At 74.9% G+C, this 18,311-nt stretch carries 18 protein-coding genes; 4 read left to right on the plus strand and 14 right to left on the minus strand.

What is annotated here, in order from left to right:
* Nucleotides 1-181 precede the first annotated feature (181 nt).
* The 3 genes from ACIPAE_RS30730 to ACIPAE_RS30740 form a co-directional block, all read right to left on the minus strand.
* On the minus strand, nucleotides 182-574 hold the full coding sequence (locus ACIPAE_RS30730) for a VOC family protein (protein WP_329371003.1): 393 nt from the start codon (nucleotides 572-574) through the stop codon (nucleotides 182-184).
* A 166-nt stretch (nucleotides 575-740) separates the two neighbouring features.
* Complete coding sequence (locus ACIPAE_RS30735; RefSeq protein WP_329371005.1) at nucleotides 741-1,196, minus strand: SRPBCC family protein; 456 nt, start codon at nucleotides 1,194-1,196, stop codon at nucleotides 741-743.
* Between the two features lie 39 nt (nucleotides 1,197-1,235).
* Nucleotides 1,236-2,801, minus strand: a complete 1,566-nt coding sequence (locus ACIPAE_RS30740) for an SDR family NAD(P)-dependent oxidoreductase (RefSeq protein ID WP_402449648.1) — start codon at nucleotides 2,799-2,801, stop codon at nucleotides 1,236-1,238.
* Nucleotides 2,802-3,079: 278 nt separating this feature from the next.
* Between ACIPAE_RS30740 and fahA the strand changes: the two genes are divergently transcribed.
* Complete coding sequence (fahA, locus tag ACIPAE_RS30745) at nucleotides 3,080-4,312, plus strand: fumarylacetoacetase (protein WP_402449650.1); 1,233 nt, start codon at nucleotides 3,080-3,082, stop codon at nucleotides 4,310-4,312.
* Nucleotides 4,313-4,718: 406 nt separating this feature from the next.
* On the opposite strand, the gene ACIPAE_RS30750 is transcribed toward fahA, so the two are convergent.
* Nucleotides 4,719-5,792 (minus strand): LacI family DNA-binding transcriptional regulator, encoded by a 1,074-nt coding sequence (locus ACIPAE_RS30750; protein WP_329371012.1) that lies wholly within the window; start codon nucleotides 5,790-5,792, stop codon nucleotides 4,719-4,721.
* 174 nt (nucleotides 5,793-5,966) lie between these two features.
* Here ACIPAE_RS30750 and ACIPAE_RS30755 point away from each other — a divergent pair, with 174 nt between their 5' ends.
* The gene (locus ACIPAE_RS30755; protein WP_402449653.1) at nucleotides 5,967-6,434 is read left to right on the plus strand and encodes a hypothetical protein; all 468 of its coding nucleotides are present in this window, start codon (nucleotides 5,967-5,969) and stop codon (nucleotides 6,432-6,434) included.
* A gap of 33 nt (nucleotides 6,435-6,467) precedes the next feature.
* Here the strand turns inward: ACIPAE_RS30755 and ACIPAE_RS30760 are convergent, their stop codons facing one another.
* Nucleotides 6,468-7,010 (minus strand): flavin reductase family protein, encoded by a 543-nt coding sequence (locus tag ACIPAE_RS30760; protein WP_329371016.1) that lies wholly within the window; start codon nucleotides 7,008-7,010, stop codon nucleotides 6,468-6,470.
* Between the two features lie 153 nt (nucleotides 7,011-7,163).
* Between ACIPAE_RS30760 and ACIPAE_RS30765 the strand changes: the two genes are divergently transcribed.
* Nucleotides 7,164-8,024: a LysR family transcriptional regulator gene (locus ACIPAE_RS30765; protein WP_329371018.1), complete on the plus strand. Its 861-nt coding sequence runs from the start codon at nucleotides 7,164-7,166 to the stop codon at nucleotides 8,022-8,024.
* 84 nt (nucleotides 8,025-8,108) lie between these two features.
* Here ACIPAE_RS30765 and ACIPAE_RS30770 read toward each other — a convergent pair whose 3' ends face one another.
* The 9 genes from ACIPAE_RS30770 to ACIPAE_RS30810 form a co-directional block, all read right to left on the minus strand.
* On the minus strand, nucleotides 8,109-9,212 hold the full coding sequence (locus ACIPAE_RS30770; protein ID WP_329371020.1) for an LLM class flavin-dependent oxidoreductase: 1,104 nt from the start codon (nucleotides 9,210-9,212) through the stop codon (nucleotides 8,109-8,111).
* A gap of 14 nt (nucleotides 9,213-9,226) precedes the next feature.
* The gene (locus tag ACIPAE_RS30775) at nucleotides 9,227-10,354 is read right to left on the minus strand and encodes an ABC transporter substrate-binding protein (RefSeq protein WP_402449656.1); all 1,128 of its coding nucleotides are present in this window, start codon (nucleotides 10,352-10,354) and stop codon (nucleotides 9,227-9,229) included.
* 182 nt (nucleotides 10,355-10,536) lie between these two features.
* Complete coding sequence (locus tag ACIPAE_RS30780) at nucleotides 10,537-11,397, minus strand: ABC transporter ATP-binding protein (RefSeq protein ID WP_402449658.1); 861 nt, start codon at nucleotides 11,395-11,397, stop codon at nucleotides 10,537-10,539.
* Nucleotides 11,398-11,399: 2 nt separating this feature from the next.
* A complete protein-coding gene (locus tag ACIPAE_RS30785; RefSeq protein ID WP_402449661.1) occupies nucleotides 11,400-12,392 on the minus strand; it encodes an ABC transporter permease in 993 nt (330 codons plus the stop codon).
* Nucleotides 12,389-14,488: a rhodanese-like domain-containing protein gene (locus ACIPAE_RS30790; RefSeq protein ID WP_402449664.1), complete on the minus strand. Its 2,100-nt coding sequence runs from the start codon at nucleotides 14,486-14,488 to the stop codon at nucleotides 12,389-12,391. Before ACIPAE_RS30790 ends, ACIPAE_RS30785 begins: the two co-directional genes overlap by 4 nt.
* A complete protein-coding gene (locus tag ACIPAE_RS30795) occupies nucleotides 14,485-15,237 on the minus strand; it encodes an alpha/beta hydrolase (protein WP_402449666.1) in 753 nt (250 codons plus the stop codon). The genes ACIPAE_RS30790 and ACIPAE_RS30795 overlap by 4 nt, the downstream gene beginning before the upstream one ends.
* A 229-nt stretch (nucleotides 15,238-15,466) precedes the next feature.
* Nucleotides 15,467-15,625 carry a hypothetical protein gene (locus ACIPAE_RS30800; RefSeq protein ID WP_366410614.1) on the minus strand — a complete coding sequence of 53 codons (159 nt, stop codon included), beginning with the start codon at nucleotides 15,623-15,625 and terminating at the stop codon, nucleotides 15,467-15,469.
* Between the two features lie 271 nt (nucleotides 15,626-15,896).
* Nucleotides 15,897-16,562 (minus strand): HAD-IB family phosphatase, encoded by a 666-nt coding sequence (locus tag ACIPAE_RS30805; RefSeq protein WP_329371030.1) that lies wholly within the window; start codon nucleotides 16,560-16,562, stop codon nucleotides 15,897-15,899.
* Between the two features lie 65 nt (nucleotides 16,563-16,627).
* The gene (locus ACIPAE_RS30810; RefSeq protein ID WP_402449669.1) at nucleotides 16,628-17,218 is read right to left on the minus strand and encodes a MarR family winged helix-turn-helix transcriptional regulator; all 591 of its coding nucleotides are present in this window, start codon (nucleotides 17,216-17,218) and stop codon (nucleotides 16,628-16,630) included.
* A 39-nt stretch (nucleotides 17,219-17,257) separates the two neighbouring features.
* Between ACIPAE_RS30810 and ACIPAE_RS30815 the strand changes: the two genes are divergently transcribed.
* A complete protein-coding gene (locus ACIPAE_RS30815; protein ID WP_402449671.1) occupies nucleotides 17,258-18,307 on the plus strand; it encodes an EamA family transporter in 1,050 nt (349 codons plus the stop codon).
* The last annotated feature ends 4 nt before the right edge of the window (nucleotides 18,308-18,311 follow it).

An 18,311-nucleotide genomic window follows, 5' to 3' on the forward strand; every position in this document is an offset into this window, starting at 1 on the left:
CTTGCAACGGGCACGGCCCGATCCCCCCTCGTGTGTGGACACCCCCGCGCGGAACGTTCCTGCGCGCGGCACAAGCGTATTGCGCGAGCGCGCCGCGCCCGCCCCTCCCGGGCAGCCGCGTTCCGCCGGTCGCGGGACCACCTGCCGGCGGGCGGCGGCGCCGCTTTCCGCTCCCTTCGGTCTACGCGCCGGCGGCGTGGAAGAACTCCCAGTGGTGGCCGTCGAGATCGAAGAAGGACCGGGTGTACATGGGGCTGTTCTCGTTGGTCTGCTCGGCGGTCCGGCCGCCGCCCGCGAGGGCCGCCTCGGCGATCCGGTCGACGTCCTGCCGGGTGTCGAGGAGGAGCGCGACGATCGCCTCGCTGGAGGTCGCGGTGTCGGTGACGGCCTTGCCGGTGAACTTCCGGAAGTAGGGCTCGGTCAGCAGCATCGCGTAGATGTCGTCGCTGATGACCATGCACGCGGCCTTGTCGTCGGTGAAGTCCGGGTTGAAGGTGAAGCCGAGGCCGGTGAAGAAGCCCATCGACCGGGAGAGGTCCTTGACCGGGAGGTTGACGAAGATCTTGGTGGACATGGGGGCCTGCTTCCAGGGTGCGGCGCGGGTGTGCGCGTGCGGCCGGGTGCCGTACACCGGGGTAGACCGCTCCGGTCGGCGGAACTCATCGACGCGACCGGCGAAGGCTCTCCGGAAGGCCCTCCGCGCCGCCGTCCCGGGAACTCGGCGCCGCCGCCCCGGAAGCTCAGGGGCGCCCCGCGAGGAGCGTGTCCAGGACCCGGCCGAAGACCAACCGCCCGGCGAGGGACGTCACCGGGTCGAAGAGGGCGCCCGGCAGCCCGCGTACGCGCAGGTCCTCGCGCCAGCACACGCGGGAGCCGGTGCGGGTGGCGCCGGCCGCCGGCCCCACCTCGATCTCGGCCCAGCCGACGACCACCCGCCCGGTCTTCACCAGCCGGCACCGCCCGTGCCCGTCGCCCCCCGGCGGCTGCCACACCTCGACCCGCATCGGGTCGGCGAAACCGGCCCGGCCGACCGCGGTGCGCGCCACGAACGCGGTGCCGACCCCCGACGGCGGCGGGGTCAGCACCTCGATACGGGTCAGCGGCACCGTGGCGGAGTGCCGTTCCCACGTGGTGAGCCGCCGCCACGCCTCGGCCGGCGGCAGGGCGCTGGTGCGCTCGATGACGAAGAGGGCCACCCGGCCAGCGTAGGCCGCGCCCTCATCCGCGGCGCGGGCTCACCACGCCGACGGGCGGTAGTCCTTCAGGAAGCAGCCGTACAGGTCCTCGCCCTGCTCGCCGCGCACCACCGGGTCGTAGACGCGGGCGGCGCCGTCGACCAGGTCGAGCGGGGCGTGGAAGCCCTCGGCGGCGAGCCGGACCTTGTCGGGGTGCGGCCGCTCGTCGGTGATCCACCCGGTGTCCACGGCGGTCATGAGGATGCCGTCGGTGTCCAGCATCTCCTGCGCGCTGGTGCGGGTGAGCATGTTGAGCGCGGCCTTGGCCATGTTGGTGTGCGGGTGGCCGGGGCCCTTGTAGCCGCGGCTGAACTGCCCTTCCATGGCGGAGACGTTGACCACGTACTTGCGCCGGGCGGTGGCCGCCGCCATCGCCGGGCGCAGCCGGCTGATCAGCACGAACGGCGCGGTGACGTTGCACAGTTGGACTTCGAGCAGCTCGATCGGGTCGACCTCGCCGACGGTCTGCACCCAGGTGTTGGTGGGGTCGAGGTCGGGCACGAGGCCGCCGGCGTCGATCGCGGTGCCCGCCTCGATCCGGGCGAGCGAGGCGGACCCGCTGACCAGGGCGAGGCCGGTGACCTCGTCGGGGGTGAGCAGTTCGCCGCGCGGCGAGGGCAGCGCGGCCGCGGTCCGCGCACCCGAGCCGAACTCGCCGAACACCTCGGCGGCGGGCAGCTCGCCCGCGGGCAGCGGCGCGGACTCCGCGGCGACCAGCTCGCTGTAGGCACGCGGGGAGCGGCGTACGGTCTGGGCCGCGTTGTTGATGAGGATGTCCAGCGGGCCCGCGGCGGCCACCGAGTCGGCGAGCGCGACCACCTGGGCGGGGTCGCGCAGGTCGATGCCGACGACCTTGAGCCGGTGCAGCCAGTCGGCGCTGTCCGGCATCGCCTTGAAGCGGCGGATCGCGTCGTTCGGGAAGCGGGTGGTGATGGTGGTGTGGGCGCCGTCGCGCAGCAGCCGCAGCGCGATGTACATGCCGATCTTGGCGCGGCCGCCGGTGAGCAGGGCGCGCCGCCCGGTCAGGTCGGTGCGGGCGTCGCGACGGGCCCGGTTCTCGGCCGCGCACGGCGGGCACAGCTGGTGGTAGAACGCGTCGACCTCGACGTAGCGGGTCTTGCAGACGTAGCAGGAGCGGGGCCGCTCCAGGATGCCGGCGATCTCGGTGGTCACGGAGGTGCTGAGCTGGATGCCGAGCGTCTCGTCGTCGATCCGGTCGGCGGCGCCGGTGGCGGTGGCCTCGGTGACGGCCTTGTCGTTGGCGGTCTTGGCGGCCCGGCGCTCCTGGCGGCGGCGCTGCTTCACCGTGCGGTAGATCCCGGCGGTGGCCCGGCGTACGGCGACGGCGTCGGGGTGGTCGACGGGGAGGTCGTCCAGCTCGGCGAGCACGGCGAGGCACTGGGCGAGGCGGGCCGGGTCGATACCGGGGGCCTGCGGGGGTTCGGCGGCGTAGGGGTCGGTGCCCGGCGCCGTACCCGGGGCCGCGCCCTGGGCCGGGAACTGCTCCGGGGCCCGGAACCGGTCCGGGTCCGGGGTCTGGTCCAGGTCCTGTGTGGTCGCCGTCATGAAACCGCTGCTCTCCGTGTGATCCCCGTGGGTGCCGGGCCCCGCGTTCCCCGCCCGGTCATTGGGGCGAACTTTACGTTTGCGGTGCGGGCAGCTCCAAACCCGTTCTCGGCGCACGCACCGCGCGGGTGCCGAGCCGTGCCCGCCTACGGCACCGGAGCCGGGCCGGGCCCGCCCGGAGCCCGAGGCCCGAGGCCCGGCGGTATCCTCGGGGCGTTTGCATGATCACGTCGCGCGAGCGCGCCACGTGATCACCGCCGGCCGCCCGTGGAGGTCCGTTGAGCCCCGCCGACCCGTTCGACCTCCCGCACGACGCGCTGTTCGGGGTGCACAACCTGCCGTACGGCGTCTTCAGCACCGCCGGCGACCCCCGGCGACGGCTCGGGGTCCGCTACGGGGAGCACGTACTCGACGCGGGTGCGGCCGCCCGCGCCACCGGTGCGCCCGCCGACCTCGCCGAGCTGCTGGCCGCGCCGTCGCTGAACCCGCTGCTGGCCGCAGGCCGGCCGGCCTGGACGCGGGTACGGGCCGAGGTCACCGCGTGGCTGACCGAGCAGCGGCACCGCGCCGCCGTGGCGCCCTGCCTGGTCCCGCTCCCGGACACGGTCCCGTACCTGCCGTTCGAGGTCGCGGACTACGCCGACTTCTACGCCTCGGAGCACCACGCCTCCAACGTCGGCCGGATCTTCCGCCCGGGCGCCGACGCGCTGCCGCCGAACTGGAAGTACATGCCGATCGGCTACCACGGCCGGGCGGGCACCGTGGTGGTCTCCGGCACCGACGTCGTACGGCCCTGCGGGCAGCGCCGCGAGCCCGGCGAGCAGGTGCCCTCCTACGGGCCCTCGCTGCGGCTGGACATCGAGGCCGAGGTGGGCTTCGTGGTCGGCGCGCCCTCCGCGCAGGGCGAGCGGGTCGCGCTCGCCGACGCCGACGACCACGTCTTCGGGCTGTGCCTGCTCAACGACTGGTCGGCGCGGGACATCCAGGCGTGGGAGTACGTCCCGCTCGGCCCCATGCTCGGGAAGTCCTTCGCCACGTCCGTCTCCGCGTGGGTGACGCCGCTCGACGCGCTGCGGCACGCCCGCACCTTGCCGCCGCCGCGCGACCCCCGCCCGCCGGCCTACCTCGACGACGGCGCCGCGCGGCCGTCGGCCCTCGACATCGCGATCGAGGTACGGCTGAACGGGCATCTCGTCGCGCGGCCGCCGTTCGCCACGATGTACTGGACCTACCCGCAGATGGTGGCGCACCTCACGGTGAACGGGGCGAGCCTGCGGACCGGGGACCTCTTCGGGTCGGGCACCGTCAGCGGACCCGAGCGCGACACCCGCGGCGCGCTCATCGAGCTCACCTGGAACGGGGAGGAGCCGCTGCGCCTCCCCGACGGCTCCCAGCGGTCCTTCCTCCACGACGGCGACGAGGTCGTCCTCTCCGCGACCGCCCCCGGCCCGGCCGGCACCCGCCTCGCCCTCGCCGAAGTCCGCACCCGCGTCCTCCCTCCCCACCCCTGACCCCCGGCGCCCCCGGCGAAGCTCCGGGGAGGGCCGCGCGATCAACGCGTACCGCGCGCCGCCGCATGCGCCCGGGGTCCGGGGAGCCGTATGGGCGAGCCAGTCGGCCCGCGCCGCCACCAGCGCGCGCCGCACCTCACGGTCGGGACGCCGCGCCGGCCGCCTGAGGTCCGAGGCGAGCCCGTCAGATCCGCCGGCGCGAGATCGGTGAGCCGACTCTCCCCGCACACGCGCACACGCGCACACCCGCACATCGACCACCGGCAGCGCTTGCCTGAGGCGGCTCCGGACACGGTGCGCCCGGCCACGCGGGTGATGGTGCGCCGTCCCCCCGGGCCGCGGGAAACGGTGCGAGCGGCCACCCCAGCGGCGGGCGGTCCCGTGAGCGGCGAGGCGGCCCGGGGGGTCAGGGGACCCTGGGGGGAGCGGTGCTGTCGCGGAGGACGAGTTCGCTGGCCACTTCGACGCGGGTGGTCTCGGGGACCTGGCCCGCGAGGAGTTGGAGGACCATGCGGGTGGCGACCGCGGCCATCTCCGGCAGCGGGGTGCGCACGGTGGTGAGCCGCGGGGTGACCCAGTCCGCGAAGTCGAGGTCGTCGAAGCCGACCACGCTCAGGTCGGCCGGCACGCGCAGCCCGAGGCGGTCGGCGGCGCGGTAGGTGCTGAGTGCCTGCTGGTCGCTGCCGGCGAAGATCGCGGTGGGGCGGTCCGGAAGGCGCAGCAGGTCGAGCGCGTGCTCGTACGCGGGCCCGTGCGAGAAGTCGCCGTAGCGGACCAGTTCGGGGTCGAAGGGCAGCCCGCCCTCGTCGAGCGCGGAGCGGTACCCGTCGACGCGGGCGCGCGAGGCGAGCCGGTCCGGGGGCCCGCCGATCACCGCGATCCTGCGGTGCCCGAGCCGGACCAGGTGCCGGGTGGCCGCGAGCCCGCCGGGCCAGTTGGTCGCCCCCACCCAGGGCACGCCGGGCGGCGGCTCCTCCGCGGGCGCGATCAGCGCGAACGGCAGCCCCAGCCGCCCCAGTTCGACCCGCTGCGCGTCCGTCAGCCCGGGCACGACGAGGATCGCGCCGCGGGTCGGCCGGTTGGCCAGTGCCTCCAGCCAGTTCCGGGCCTGCCCACTCTCGCTCTCGTGCGCCGCCGACACCACCAGGCCCATGCCGACCGCGTGCAGCGCCTCCTCGGCTCCGCGCACCAGCTGGACCGCCCAGGGACCGTCCAGTTCCCCGATCACGAAGTCGATCAGCCCGCCGGCCGCCAGCGCGGTCGGTACGGCCCGCCCGCGCGGCGCGGTCCCGTACCCGTGCTGCTCCAGCAGCCGCTGCACCCGCGCCCGGGTGCGCGAGGCGACATCCGAGCGCCCGTGCAGCACCTTCGACACCGTGGACACGGACACGCCCGCCTCGGCGGCCACCCGCGCCAGCCCGCCGGCGCCGCCTTCGCCGCCCGCGCCGCCCGCCTCCTCGGGTTCCGTGTCCCGCGCCATCGATCCCGTGCCCTTCGCCCGCAGCCTCGCCGTACCTGCCTGTCGGAGCAGTATCGCGAACCCGGCGCGGCGGCGGGCCCGCGGCACTCCCGGCGAACCCCGGCGGCCCGGGCGGCGTTGTCCTACCGTGGAAGGGCGGCACGGCGGCGGACCGGACGGGACGGGGTGGAACGGGTGGAAGCGGAACTCACCGCTCTCGCGGCTTCGGGTGCGACCTCGCTGGTGGGGCTGATGGTCTCCGACGCGTGGGGGCAGGTCCGCGGGCGGCTCGCCGCCTTCTTCGCCCGGGGCGGCGACGGCGGTACGGTCGGCGGCCAACTGGATTCCTCACGGGCGGAGTTGGTGGCCGCTCAGCAGGCCGGGGACGCCGACACGGCGGCGGACGTGGCCGACGAGTGGCGTGCCCGGCTGCGGCGGGTCCTGCGTGCCGACCCCGCCGCGGCGGCCGAACTGCGCGCGCTGCTGGACGAGTTCGGATCGCCGGCCGGGAGCGGTTCGATCAGCGTGGTGCACAACACGTTCAGCGGCACGGCGTACAACAGTCCGGTCATCCAGGCCCGGGACGTCAACAACCTCTCCATCGGCGGCGCTTGGCCGACGCCCCCGGCGCACCCGACGCCCCCGGCGACGCCGTCGGAGTGAGCCGGGCGCACCCGACCCTCTCGGCCCGCCCGCTCACAGCGTGTGGTACCGGCCGTCGTGATAGAGCAGCGGGCGCTGCTGGACGCCGACATGGGCGCGGGTCACCCGGCCGATCACCAGCCGGTGGTCGCCCGCCGGGACCCGTGCCTCGATGTCGACCAGCAGCCAGTTGGACACGTCGTCGAGCACGGGTTCGCCGCCCGGCAGCGTGCTGAACCGGGTCGGCGCGGCGAACCGGTCGATGCCGCTGGTCGCGAACCGCCGGGCCAGGTGCTCGTGTTCGGCGGCCAGGAAGTGCACCACGGCGGTCGCGCTGTCCCGCAGGTGCGGCCAGCTCGACGCGGTGCCCGAGATGCCGAAGGAGAGCAGCGCGGGGTCGAGGGAGAGGGAGGCCACCGAGGTCGCGGTGAAGCCCGCGGGCCGGCCGGCGCCGGGCACGGTGACCACCACCACCCCGGCCGGATGGCCACGGAAGGCGGTCCTGAACTGCTCGGGTATCGAGGGCACGTCAGCGGTGCCCGGGGCGGTGTCGGAGGCGGTTCCAGAGGCGGTGCCGGCAACGGTCTCGGCGGTCATGCTTCTCCCAGGGTCACGGGTTGCTCGGAATTCGGGCCGGTCGGGTCGCCGGGCCGGGTCAGGTCGGGTCGGGCCGGGTCGGTCGGGCCGCCGTTCGGAGCGCGGACATATCGCTGCAAGGTTGCTGAAACCGCAGGTTGATACGCTCGCGAGATGGCCGACGTACTGGACATCGCCGCTCTGCGCACCTTCACCTCCATAGCCGACTGCGGCGGCTTCCACCGCGCGGCCGCGGCGATCGGGATGTCCCAGTCCGCGGTGAGCCAGCACGTGCGGCGGCTGGAGAAGGCGGTGGGGCGGCCGCTGGTCGAACGCGCCGGGCGCGTCACGCGGTTCACCCCGTCCGGTGAGACCCTGCTCGCCGAGGCGCGGAAGATCCTCGCCGCCCACGACGAGGCGCTGGTCAGGCTCGGCCGCGGCGGCAACGGCGCCGGCACCCTCGTGGTCGGCTCCACCGAGCACGCCGCCGACCGCATCCTGCCCGCGATCACCGGCGTGCTCAAGGAGCACTACCCCAGCCGCGGCGTACGGTTCCGGCTGGACCGCAGCGCCCAGCTCAACGACGGCCTGGACCGCGGCGGCATCGACGTGGCCGTCTTCATCGGCGATGCCCGCGGCAGCGACAGCGTCCCGGCCGGCGCGCTTCCGCTGTCGTGGTTCTCCGCCCCGAACTGGCGGATGCCGGCGGCCGGCACGCCCATCCCGGTGGTCGTCATCGACCACCCCTGTACGATCCGCCGGCGCGCGCTGGACACCCTCGCCGAGCACGACCTGTCGTCGGCGGTCGTCGTGGAGGCGGCCTACCTCGCGGGCGTGATGAACGCGATCCGCGGCGGCCTCGGCGTCGGCCTGCTCGCCGACGTCGGGCCGCCCCCGGAAGGGCTCCAGCGGCGTGACGACCTGCCGCCAGTGCCGCCCGAACTGCTGCACCTGCGCACCCGGGCCGACGCCCCGCCGTGGCTGGCCGGGACCACCGCCGGCGCGGTCCGCGACCTGCTGGCCCACCGCGTCTGACCGGCCGCCGTCGGGGCTGTCCATGGTCACTCCTTCGTCCGATCGGGGCTGCCTCGCCGCGCGGTTCCTCCTGCGGTGCACCCCTCACGCGGCGACGGGCGTACCCCGGTGCGCGAGTTCCTGGCGGACCAGGGGCAGGACGTACCGCGCGTAGTCGATCGCGTCGTTGAGCGGGTCGTACCCGCGGATCGACAGCAGCTCGCACCCGATGTCGACGTAGTCCAGCAGCGCCTTGGCCACCGTCTCGTAGCTGCCGACCAGTGCCGTGGAACTGCCCGCCGCGTTGGTCGCGGTGACCAGCGGCGTCCACAGCGCGCGGTCGTGCAGCTCGCCGCGCGCGGCGACGTCGAGCAGCCGCTGCGAGCCGACGTTCGCGGGGCGGCCGTCCCCGGGGGCGGGGTAGCGCGCGCCCTTCGGGGTCGCCGCCACCGTCTCCTTGACCTGTCCGAGGATGCGGTGCGCCTTCTCCCAGGCGAGTTCGTCGGTGGCGGCCACGATCGGGCGGAACGAGACCCAGATCCGCGGGTGCGGGCGGCCCGCCGCGTCGGCCACGGCGTTGACGGCGGCGATCTGCTCGGCGGTCTCCTTGAGCGGCTCGCCCCACAGCCCGAAGATGTCGCCCTGCCGCCCGCCGACCTCGTACGCCTCCCGTGAGGAGCCGCCGACCGAGATGGGGATGGCGTCCTGGTACGGCTTGATGTCCGTGGCGAACCCCTCGAACCGGTAGTACTCGCCCGCGTGGCTGATCGGCCCGGTCGCCGCCCACACCTGGCGCAGCACCTGGATGAACTCCTCGGAGCGGGCGTACCGCTGGACCTTGGTGAGGTAGTCGCCCTCGCGGGCCTGCTCCGTGTCGTTGCCGCCGGAGATGATGTGCAGGCCGAGCCGTCCCTTGCCGATCCGGTCGATGGTGGCGAGCGCCTTGGCGACCCGGGTGGGGAAGACGAAGCCGGGCCGGTGCGCGAGCATCGGCTTGACCCGCTCGGAGTTGTTCACGACGAACTGGGCGATCTGCTCGGCGTCGACGCCGGCGGAGCTGTAGGCGACCAGCGTCCAGTCGAAACCGCCGTCGTCCAGGGCCCGTACGAAGCGGCGGGTGTAGTCGACGTCGAAGCCGGCGTGCCGGCCGCCGGCGGTGGCCTCGGTGGTGTTGGTGGTGTGCGTGGCGCTGATGAACTCGACGGGCATGGCCTGGGCTCCGATCAGTTGGCGGGGGTCGCGGCGGCGGACGGGTTCGCGTTCGGGTTCGTCTTCGGGTTCGCGGAAGTGCTCGCGGTGGGCGTCGTGGCGGTCGTGGCGGTCGTGGCAGTCGTGGGCGCGAGGGCGTGCGGGAACGCGGAGGTGTCGACGGTGCCCGCCACCTTCACGTCGGTGGGGAGCGAGCCGATGGTGTGCATCAGGTCCGAGACGGCCTGCACCTTGGCGGTGACGGCGGGGGAGACCGGCACCAGGGAGTCGGCGCCCTGCCCCACCACGGTCTTCGCCACGTCCAGGGGCACGCCGTTCTTCTGCGCGAAGACCTGGGCGTACTGGTCGCGGTGGGCGGTCGCCCACGCGTACGCCTCGGCGAGCCGGCCGAGGAAGTCGGCGATGGCCGCCTTGCGGGCCGGATCGGTCAGCGACGACTGCGCGGCCGAGATGAAGCCGATCCCGCTGGTCCGGCCGTCCCGCCCGTCCACCACGATCTTCGCGCCCTTCTGCACCGCGATGTCCTGGTAGATGCCGAACGTCGCCCAGTTGCCGATCTTCCTGGCGTTGAACGCGGCCTGCGCGGCGGTCGGCAGCAGGTACTGCACGTGGACGTCGGAGTACTTCAGTCCCGCGTCGGTGAGGGTCTTCGCCAGCAGGTACTCGGCGATGCTGCCCTTGGCCGAGGAGATCACGACGTCCTTGCCCTTGAGGTCCTGGACCGTCCGCACCGCGGAACCGGGCTGGGTGAGGATCGCGGTGCCGGAGCCGTCCGCCGACGAGGCGGCCACCAGCTTGATCTTCAGGCCGCCGCTGACCGCCTGGAGCGTGGGCAGGTCCGCGGCGCTGCCGGTGTCGACCTGGCCGCTCTGCATCGCCTGGAACAGCGGCGCCGCGCCCTGGAACTCGGCCCACTTCACCTTGTACGGGGTGTTCTTGAGGGTGCCGGCCGCGTTGAGCAGGGTCTGGAGTCCGTTGGCCTGGTCGCCGAGCGTCAAGGTCACGCCGGACAGGTCGGTGCCGCCGGACGCGGCCTTGACGTCGGTGTCCGTCTTCTTCGCGTCGCCGCAGGCCGCGAGGAGCGTGAGGCTGAGCGTGACGGCTGCGGCCGCGGCGAGGAGCCGCGGAAGGGGGCGGGGCATGGCTGTCCTCGGGGTTCGTGGAGCGCGGGATACGGGTACGGGGTGCCGCGGATTCGGGTGCCGGGTTCGGGTGTCGAGCGGGAGCGGGCAGGACGGCTCGGCGTACGCCGGTGCGGAGTACGGGAGTTGGCGCGTGGAGCCGTTGTGGGGTCCAAGGGGGGCGGTTGGGGCGGGACCGGGGGCTACGCGTCGGCCGGGTCCGCGAGGTCGGCCGGGCCTGTCGGGACTGCCGGGCCTGCGGGGTCTGTCGGGTCGTTCGGGTCGTGCGGGCCGACGCCGAGGCGGGCGAGCAGCGACGTACGCAACGCGACGAACTCGGGTGCGCCGATGTCGCGCGGCCGGGGCAGGTCGACCACCGCCTCGTGGGCGATCCGGCCGTCCCGCATGACCAGCACCCGGTCGGCGAGCAGTACGGCCTCCTCCACGTCGTGGGTGACCAGCAGGACCCCGCAGTTGTGCCGGGTCCACAACTCGCCCACCAACCTTTGGGCGTTGGTCCTGGTCAGCGCGTCGAGCGCGCCGAACGGCTCGTCGAGCAGCAGCAGGTCGGGTTGCCGTACCAGCGCGCGGGCCAGCGACACGCGCTGCGCCTCTCCGCCGGAGAGCGTCTTCGGCCACACGGCGGCACGCTCGGTCAGGCCGACCTCGGCGAGGTAGCGCTCGGCGAGCGCGCGGTCGGCACGGCCGGGCAGGCCGAGGACGACGTTGCGCCACACCCGTTTCCACGGCAGCAGCCGGGGCGCCTGGAAGGCCACCGCGCGGCGCCGCGGCACCGTGACGGTGCCCTCGATGTCACGGTCGAGGCCGGCCAGCACCCGCAGCAGGGTGCTCTTGCCGCACCCGCTGTGCCCGAGCAGGGCGACGAACTCGCCCGGCCGGATGTCGAGGTCGAGCCCGTCGACGACCCGGCGCCGGTCGAAGGCGCGGACCAGGCCCCGGACGCGTACGGAGGTGTCGGGGCGGGAACCGGTGCCGGTCCCGTCCGCGGTGCGGGCCTTTGATGTGTCCGTGGTCGGGGGAGTCTGTGCGGTGGGAGTCGTCATCGTCATGCTCCGTCGAAGGATGCGCGCCAGGACAGCAGGTACTTGGTGCAGAGCCGCACGATCAGGTCGCTGACCAGGCCGAGCACCGCGTAGACCACCAGGCAGACCACGATCACGTCGGTCTGGAAGAACTGCTCGGCGTTGTTCATGAGGTAGCCGATGCCGTTGCTCGCGTTGATCTGCTCGGCGAAGACCAGGGCGAGCCAGGCGCTGCCGAGGGCGTAGCGCAGGCCGACCAGGGCGCCGGGCAGCGCGCCCGGCAGCACGATGTGCCGGATCTGGCCCCAGCGGTTGAGGCCCAACACCGTTCCCGCCTCGACCAGTTGGGGGTCCACGCCGCGGATTCCGGCGTAGATGTTGAAGTACAGCGGGAAGGTCACCGCGATCACCACGAGCGCGATCTTGGGCTTCTCGTCGATGCCGAACCAGACGATGAACAGCGGGATCAGGCCGACCCAGGGCAGCGCGCGCAGCATGCCGACGGTGGAGTCGATCAGGTCCTCGCCGAGCCGGAACAGCCCGGCGAGCAGGGCCAGCGCGGTGCCCGCGACCGCGCCGATCAGGAAGCCCTCGATCACGCGCTGGGTGGACACCCGTATCGCGGACCCGAGTTGGCCGTCGGCGGCCAGGTCCCAGCCCTTGTGGAAGACCCGCACGGGGGAGGCGAGGGTGTCGGGCGAGAGCACCCCGGTCGCGCTGAGCAGCCACCACAGCAGCAGCGCGCCGACCGGGCCCGAGGCCCGGCGCAGGGGCCGCGGCACCTGGCGGCGGCGTCGCTCGTGGGCCGGCCGGATCGTCTCCACGTCTCCGCTGCTCTCGGCGCTCCGGCCGCCGTCGTTCGCGGGCGGTGCGACGGGGCCGGTGTCCTCCGGCGGCTCCTTCGACAGGCGCGCGCCGGCGTCAGGCGTGGCGGGATACCCGGTGCCGGTGCTGGTGCTGGTGCTGGTGCCGGCCGTCGCGGCGTTCGGCGGGCGGGACATCTCACTCGTGCTCATCGCAATCCCCCTTCGGGGCCGACGCGTTCGGGTGCGACGTCGGCATCGGACTCGGCAACGGCAACGGCAACGGGCTCGGGCTCGGGCTCGGCATCGGCATGGGACGACGCATCGGCCGCGGCGCCGTCCGGCCGCGGTCCGGTCGCCACCGGCCGGTCAGGGTCCGCGGACCAGCCCGACCACGAACCGGGATAGAGCGCCGCGTCGATGCCGGCGGACGCGAGCGCGGCGATCTGGTGCGCGGCCGTCACTCCGGAGCCGCAGTACACGCCTACCGTCGTGCCCGCTCCGACGCCCAGTGCGGCGAAGCGCCGCCGGGTCGCGGCCGGATCGGTGAACAGCCCCTCGCCGTCGAGGTTCTCGGCGGTCGGCGCGCTGACCGCGCCGGGGATGTGCCCGGCCCGCGCGTCCACCGGCTCGGTCTCACCGCGGTAGCGCTCGCCCGCGCGGGCGTCCAGCAACACGCCGTCCTCGGCCAGTTCCGCGGCCTCCTCGGCGCTGATCACCGGCAGCCGGCCGGCGCGCAGCACCACGTCGCCGGGTTCGGCGGGCGGTTCGTCACCCCCGGCCAGCGGTTCCCCGCTCGCCCGCCACGCGCCGAGCGCGCCGTCGAGCACGCGGACGTCGGACACGCCCGCCCACCGCAGCAGCCACCAGGCACGCGCCGCGGCCAGCCCGCCCGCGTCGTCGTACACCACCACCGGCCGCCCGGCGCGCAACCCCCATCCCCGGGCGGAACGTTGCAGGTCGGCGAGGTCCGGCAGCGGATGGCGGCCCTTCAACGGCTCTGCGGGCGCGGTGAGTTCGGTGTCGAGGTCCACGTAGCGGGCACCGGGGATGTGGGCCTCCTGGTAGTGCGCGCGGCCGTCCGAGTCACCCAGCGCCCAGCGCACGTCCAGCAGCAACGGCGGCTGCTCGGAGGCGAGTTCGGCGGCCAGTTCCTTCGCGCCGACCAGGACCGGCGGGTGCAGCCCCGGCACGGTCGCGGCGAGGTCCGCGTCGCCGAGCGAACCGGCGGGGGTGCCGTCGGCCTCGGCCTGCCGGGCACGCGCGAGCAGCGCCGCGTTCGCTGCCGGGTACGCCGTCGCCCCCGCCGGCACCGACGCCGTCGCCGGGTACGCCGTCGCCGGCACCGACGCCGTCGCCGGGTACGCCGTCGCCGGCACCGACGCATCGGCCAGCCGCGCCAGGAGCACCACCTCGCCGTTGAGGAAGTCCACTTCGAGCGAACCGGACCGGGCCAGGCTCTGCCAGGTCGAGCTTCCGCCGCGCGGGTGGCCGGGGATGTCGTGAAGGGTGAAGCCGGACAGGTCCAGCGTGCTGCGCGCCTCGCGGTCGACCGGCGGCAGCCCGGCCGCCACCAGCGCGGCACGGGCCTCATCGGCCAGCAACTCCGCCACCCGGTCGCGCAGTTCGCTCGGCCGGTAGAGCGCGTCGAGCACGTTCTGCACGCTCCCGACCAGCTTCGCCGCCTTCCACCCGGCGATGTCCGGTACGACCTGCGTCGCGAACGACGCGGCCCGCAGGTCCGCCGCCAGCCGCTCCAGCGCCGGGTGGTCGGTCCCGCTCGGGTAGCGGCCCAGCCACAGCGCCGCCTCGGTCGGCGCGGCGGGCGAGACCACGACGCCGTCCTCGACGTACACCGCCGGCACCCACACGCTCGCCCCCAGCACGTGCGCGAAGCGGCGCAGCGCCACCCGCTCGCCGTCCAGGCCGTTCTGCACGGTGACCAGCGGCAGCACCCGCGCGGCCGGCTCCGTACCGCCGTCGCGGACCGCGACCGGGCGCCACGCCCACTCCGCCACGGCCTGCTCTGCGTCCTGCGCCTTCACCGCGAGCACCAGCACGTCGGTGCCGGTCAGCGCGACCTCTCGCGGCCCCGCCGCGTACGGCACGTCGACCGGGTGCTCGCCGTCCGGCCGCACCAGCCGCAGCCGGCCCGAGCGCAGCGCGGCGAGTTGCCGGCCGCGGGCCACCAGCAGCACGTCGGCGCCCGTGCGGTGCAGCCCGGCGGCGAGCGTGACGCCCACCGCGCCCGCGCCGATGACCACGTAGCGCACGGGAGTCGCAGCCGGTCCGGCCGCGCCGCCGCTCATCGGGGCAGCTCTTCGGAGATCGCGATGGGCGCCAAGTCCGCGCCGAGCCGCAGCCGTTCCAGGAACAGCACCACGGTCGCGGCGGCGGTGCGGTGCGAGAGGTCGTTGAACGCGTCGTGCCGTCCGTCGGCGAGGGTCACCAACTCCGCGCGGGGCGCGGCCGCGTACGCCGCGCGCGCGGCTGCCGGCGGGCTGACCGGGTCGGCCGCGCCGTGCAGACCGAGCACCGGCACGGAGACCTTCGACAGGTCCGCACGGTCGTACCACTCCCGCGGCAGCGGCGCGTACAGCGCGCCGCGCTCCAGCCGCCCCGGCTCGGCCAGCCGGCCCTGGTGGGTGGGGCATGCCGTGCGCGAGCCCAACTCCTCCGACCAGTCGACGGGTTGGGACGCCGCCACGTCCTTCGTCGGCAGCCCGGCCAGCACCAGCGCGTCGACCTCCACCTCGCCGGCCGCCACCAGGCCCACCGCGAACAGCGCGCCCGCGTCCGACCCCGCCAGTACCAGCGGCTTCGCCGGCTCCCCGTCCGCCAGCGCCTCCTTCACCTGACGCGCCGCCTCCCGCGGCCACCTGCTCGGGTCGGCCACCGCCCGCACCCGGTAGGCGTCCGCGGCGATCCGCGCGCCGAACCGCTCGTACAGCCGCGGGTCCTCGCCGCGGCCCGGCAGCAGCAGCACGGTGCCGCGCGGGTTCAGCGACGGCGGGATCTCCCACGACGTGGTGTCGGGAACGGTGCTCACGGAGCTCATGGCGGTGTCCTTGGGGCAGGGGCGCGCGGACCGCGCGGCGCTCGGGGCACGCGGCAACGCGACGCGGCAGGGGTGCCGGGGAACGGGGCGGGGTGGATACGCGTACGGCTCTGCGGTGACGCGTACCGCTGCGGTGGCGGGAGGCGCGGGAACGGCCGCACCACGGACGCGGGTTCGGTCACCCGCGTGCCGGGCCTGGCGGTCGGCCCGCTGCCGTGGAAGGGCTCGGCTAGCCGCGGCGACAGCCGGCGGAGGTGCCGGTGCCGAAGTCGATGACCCTGCGCTGGGTGAGCAGCGGGGAACCGGCCGGCGCGGGCACCTCGACGAACGCGACACCGAGGGCCGGGCCGTGCCGGCCGGGCCTCTCCGCGAGCATGTGCGTCGTCATGCCAGGAAGCATGCAGGACGGATACGGCCCGCGTCCAACGATGATTCCTGATCGGGACCGATCACGTTTCCGAATCGATCCACCCCGGGGTGCGGGGTGCGGGCTGCGGGTCGGCCTGGCTCAGCCCGGCCCAGTACGGCCCCGTTCGGCGACGCGCCGCACGGCCGCCGCGTGACGCGACCTGCTCGCGTTTCGCCGCGCACCGCCACCCGGTGCCCGCCCTCGCAGCGGCCGTCGGCGGCCGTCGGCGGCCATCGGCGGTCATCGGCGGTCATCGGCGAGCGGCCGTGACCAGGCGGCCCAGGACGGGAAGCACGCTGCGCAGGTCGCCGTCGTCCACGGTGGCGGTGGCCGCCGCCCGCGCGCCCGCCGAGCCGTTGAACGCCACGCTCAACCCGACGGATGCGAACAGCGGCAGGTCGGAGCGGCTGTCCCCGACGGCTGCGCAGGAACGGAGGGACAGCCCCGACTCTCGTGCCTGCGCGCGGGCGAAGTCCCGCTTGTCGTGCTCGTCGAAGTGACGGGCGACCCGGCCCGTGAACCGGCCGTCCGCGGTCTCCAGCCGTGGCCCGCAGAACGCGTGGAAGCCGAATCGCTCGGCCAGGTGGCCGCCGACCGGCGACCAGGCGAGGGTCGCCAGCACGGGCAGCAGCTCGTTCCGCCGGCACCAGGCCACGGTCTCCGCGATGCCCGTGACCAGGGGAAGCCCGTCGAGCCAGCCGGAGACCCGTTCCTCCGGTGTGCCCGCCCAGCCCGCGGCATCCAGCTCGGAGACCTGCCGGTTGTCCAGGGCGCCGCAGGCGTATGCGGCCTCGGCCTCGGCCAATTCGTCGCGGTGGCCGAGGAATCCGGCCAGGAAGACCGACGAACTCGTACCGGGGACGAGGGTGCCGTCGACATCGAAGAACACGGCGCCCACGCGGTCGGAGGAGAACACCGCCCAAGGATGCCACCGGCGCGCGTGATCGCGGACGCCGGCCTTCCGCGCCTGCCGCTGCCGTCCTACGCGTCGCGCGGGGGCTCGATCTCGGCGAGCCAGGAGGTCAGGAGGGCCTCCAGGTGGGCGGCGTCGCCGGGCGGGAGCGCGTCCAGGAGGCGCCGTTCGTTCCGCATGTGCTCGGCGAACGCCTGGTCGATCAACTCGCGCCCGGCCGGGGTGAGTCCGACCACGCGGCCGCGCCCGTCGTCGGAGGCGCGGCGGCGGGTGACGAGGCCGCCGCGCTCCAGCCGGTCGATCCGCTTCGTCATCGCGCCCGTCGTGACCATGGTGTGCGCGGCCAGTTCGCCGGGTGCGCGTTCGTACGGCGGGCCGGCCCGGCGCAGGGCGGCGAGCACGTCGAACTCGCCCTCGCTCAGGCCGAATCGGCGGTAGACGACGCACAACTGCTCGGTGAGCAGCCCGGCGACGCGGTGCAGCCGCCCGATGACGCCCTGCGGCGAGACGTCGATCTCGGGCCGCTCGCGGGCCCATGCGGCCTGGATACGGCCGATGTGGTCCAGGGGCCGGCGGGTGCCGGGGTCACCGGGGTCACCGGGGTCACCGGGGGCGGCCGGGCCGCCTGGGCCGGCCGGTTCTGCGGGGTGCGCGGGCATGGCTTCACTATAGCTTCCGTGGAAGGCATAGTATCTTCCATGGAAGCCAATATGCGATGGGTGCTGCTCGCGGCGGTCGCCCCGGTGGCCTGGGGTGCGAACTACTACGTCACCAAGGCGGCGCTGCCCCCGGGCGATCCGCTGTACGGCGGAGCGATCAGGGCGGTGCCCGCCGGGCTGCTGCTCTTCGCGTTGCGCCGCAAGCTCCCGCGCGGCGCGTGGTGGTGGCGGTCGGCCCTGCTCGGAGTGCTCAACGCCGGCGGCTTCTTCGCCCTGGTCTACCTCGCCGCGCAGCGCCTGCCGACGAGCACCGCCGCGACCGTCATGGCGGCCTCGCCCCTGGTGATGGCACTGATCGCCTGGCCGCTGATCGCCGAACGCCCGCGCGCCGCACACCTCTTGGGCGCCGCCGTCGGCATCGGCGGGGTCTGCCTGATGCTGTGGGGCGGCTCGGACGGTGCCGACCCGCTGGGCGTGGCGGCCTCCGTGGGCGCGATGCTGCTGTCCTCGCTCGGCTACGTGCTCGCCAAGCGCTGGGGTGCAGGAGTCGACGTACTGGCCTCCACCTGCTGGCAGTTGCTCGCCGGCGGCCTGCTTCTGCTGCCCTTCGCCGCGGTCTTCGAGGGCGCGCCGCCCGCCCTCGGCGCCCGGGCGCTGCTCGGCTTCGGGTACGTCGCCGTGATCGCCACCGCCGTCGCCTTCACGGCCTGGTTCGCGGCGCTGCGGCACCTGCCCGCCGCCACCGTCGGCCTGGTCGGGCTGCTCAACCCGGTGACCGGTGTGCTGCTCGGCACCGCGGTCGCGCACGAGCCGCTCACCGCGCGCCAACTCGCCGGCCTGCCACTCGTCCTGGCCGGTGTCCTCCTCGGCCGCCCGGGCGCGGCCCCCACCCGCCGCCCGCGCCCGGCCGTCACCCCACCAGCCGCGCCCGAACCGTACGCGAGCGGCCCCGCCGAACCGGCCGCCCGCCCACGGATCTCCGCCCCCTCCCGCCGCCCGTCCGCCCCGACGGCGGTCGGGCCCGCACCCCGGACCGCGCCCGGCCCGCTCGCCGCCCGGCGACCGTGGCGACGGCGCCCTCCGGCATGAGGGC

The sequence above is a fragment of the Streptomyces sp. NPDC087270 genome (assembly GCF_044744625.1).
Classification (GTDB): domain Bacteria; phylum Actinomycetota; class Actinomycetes; order Streptomycetales; family Streptomycetaceae; genus Actinacidiphila.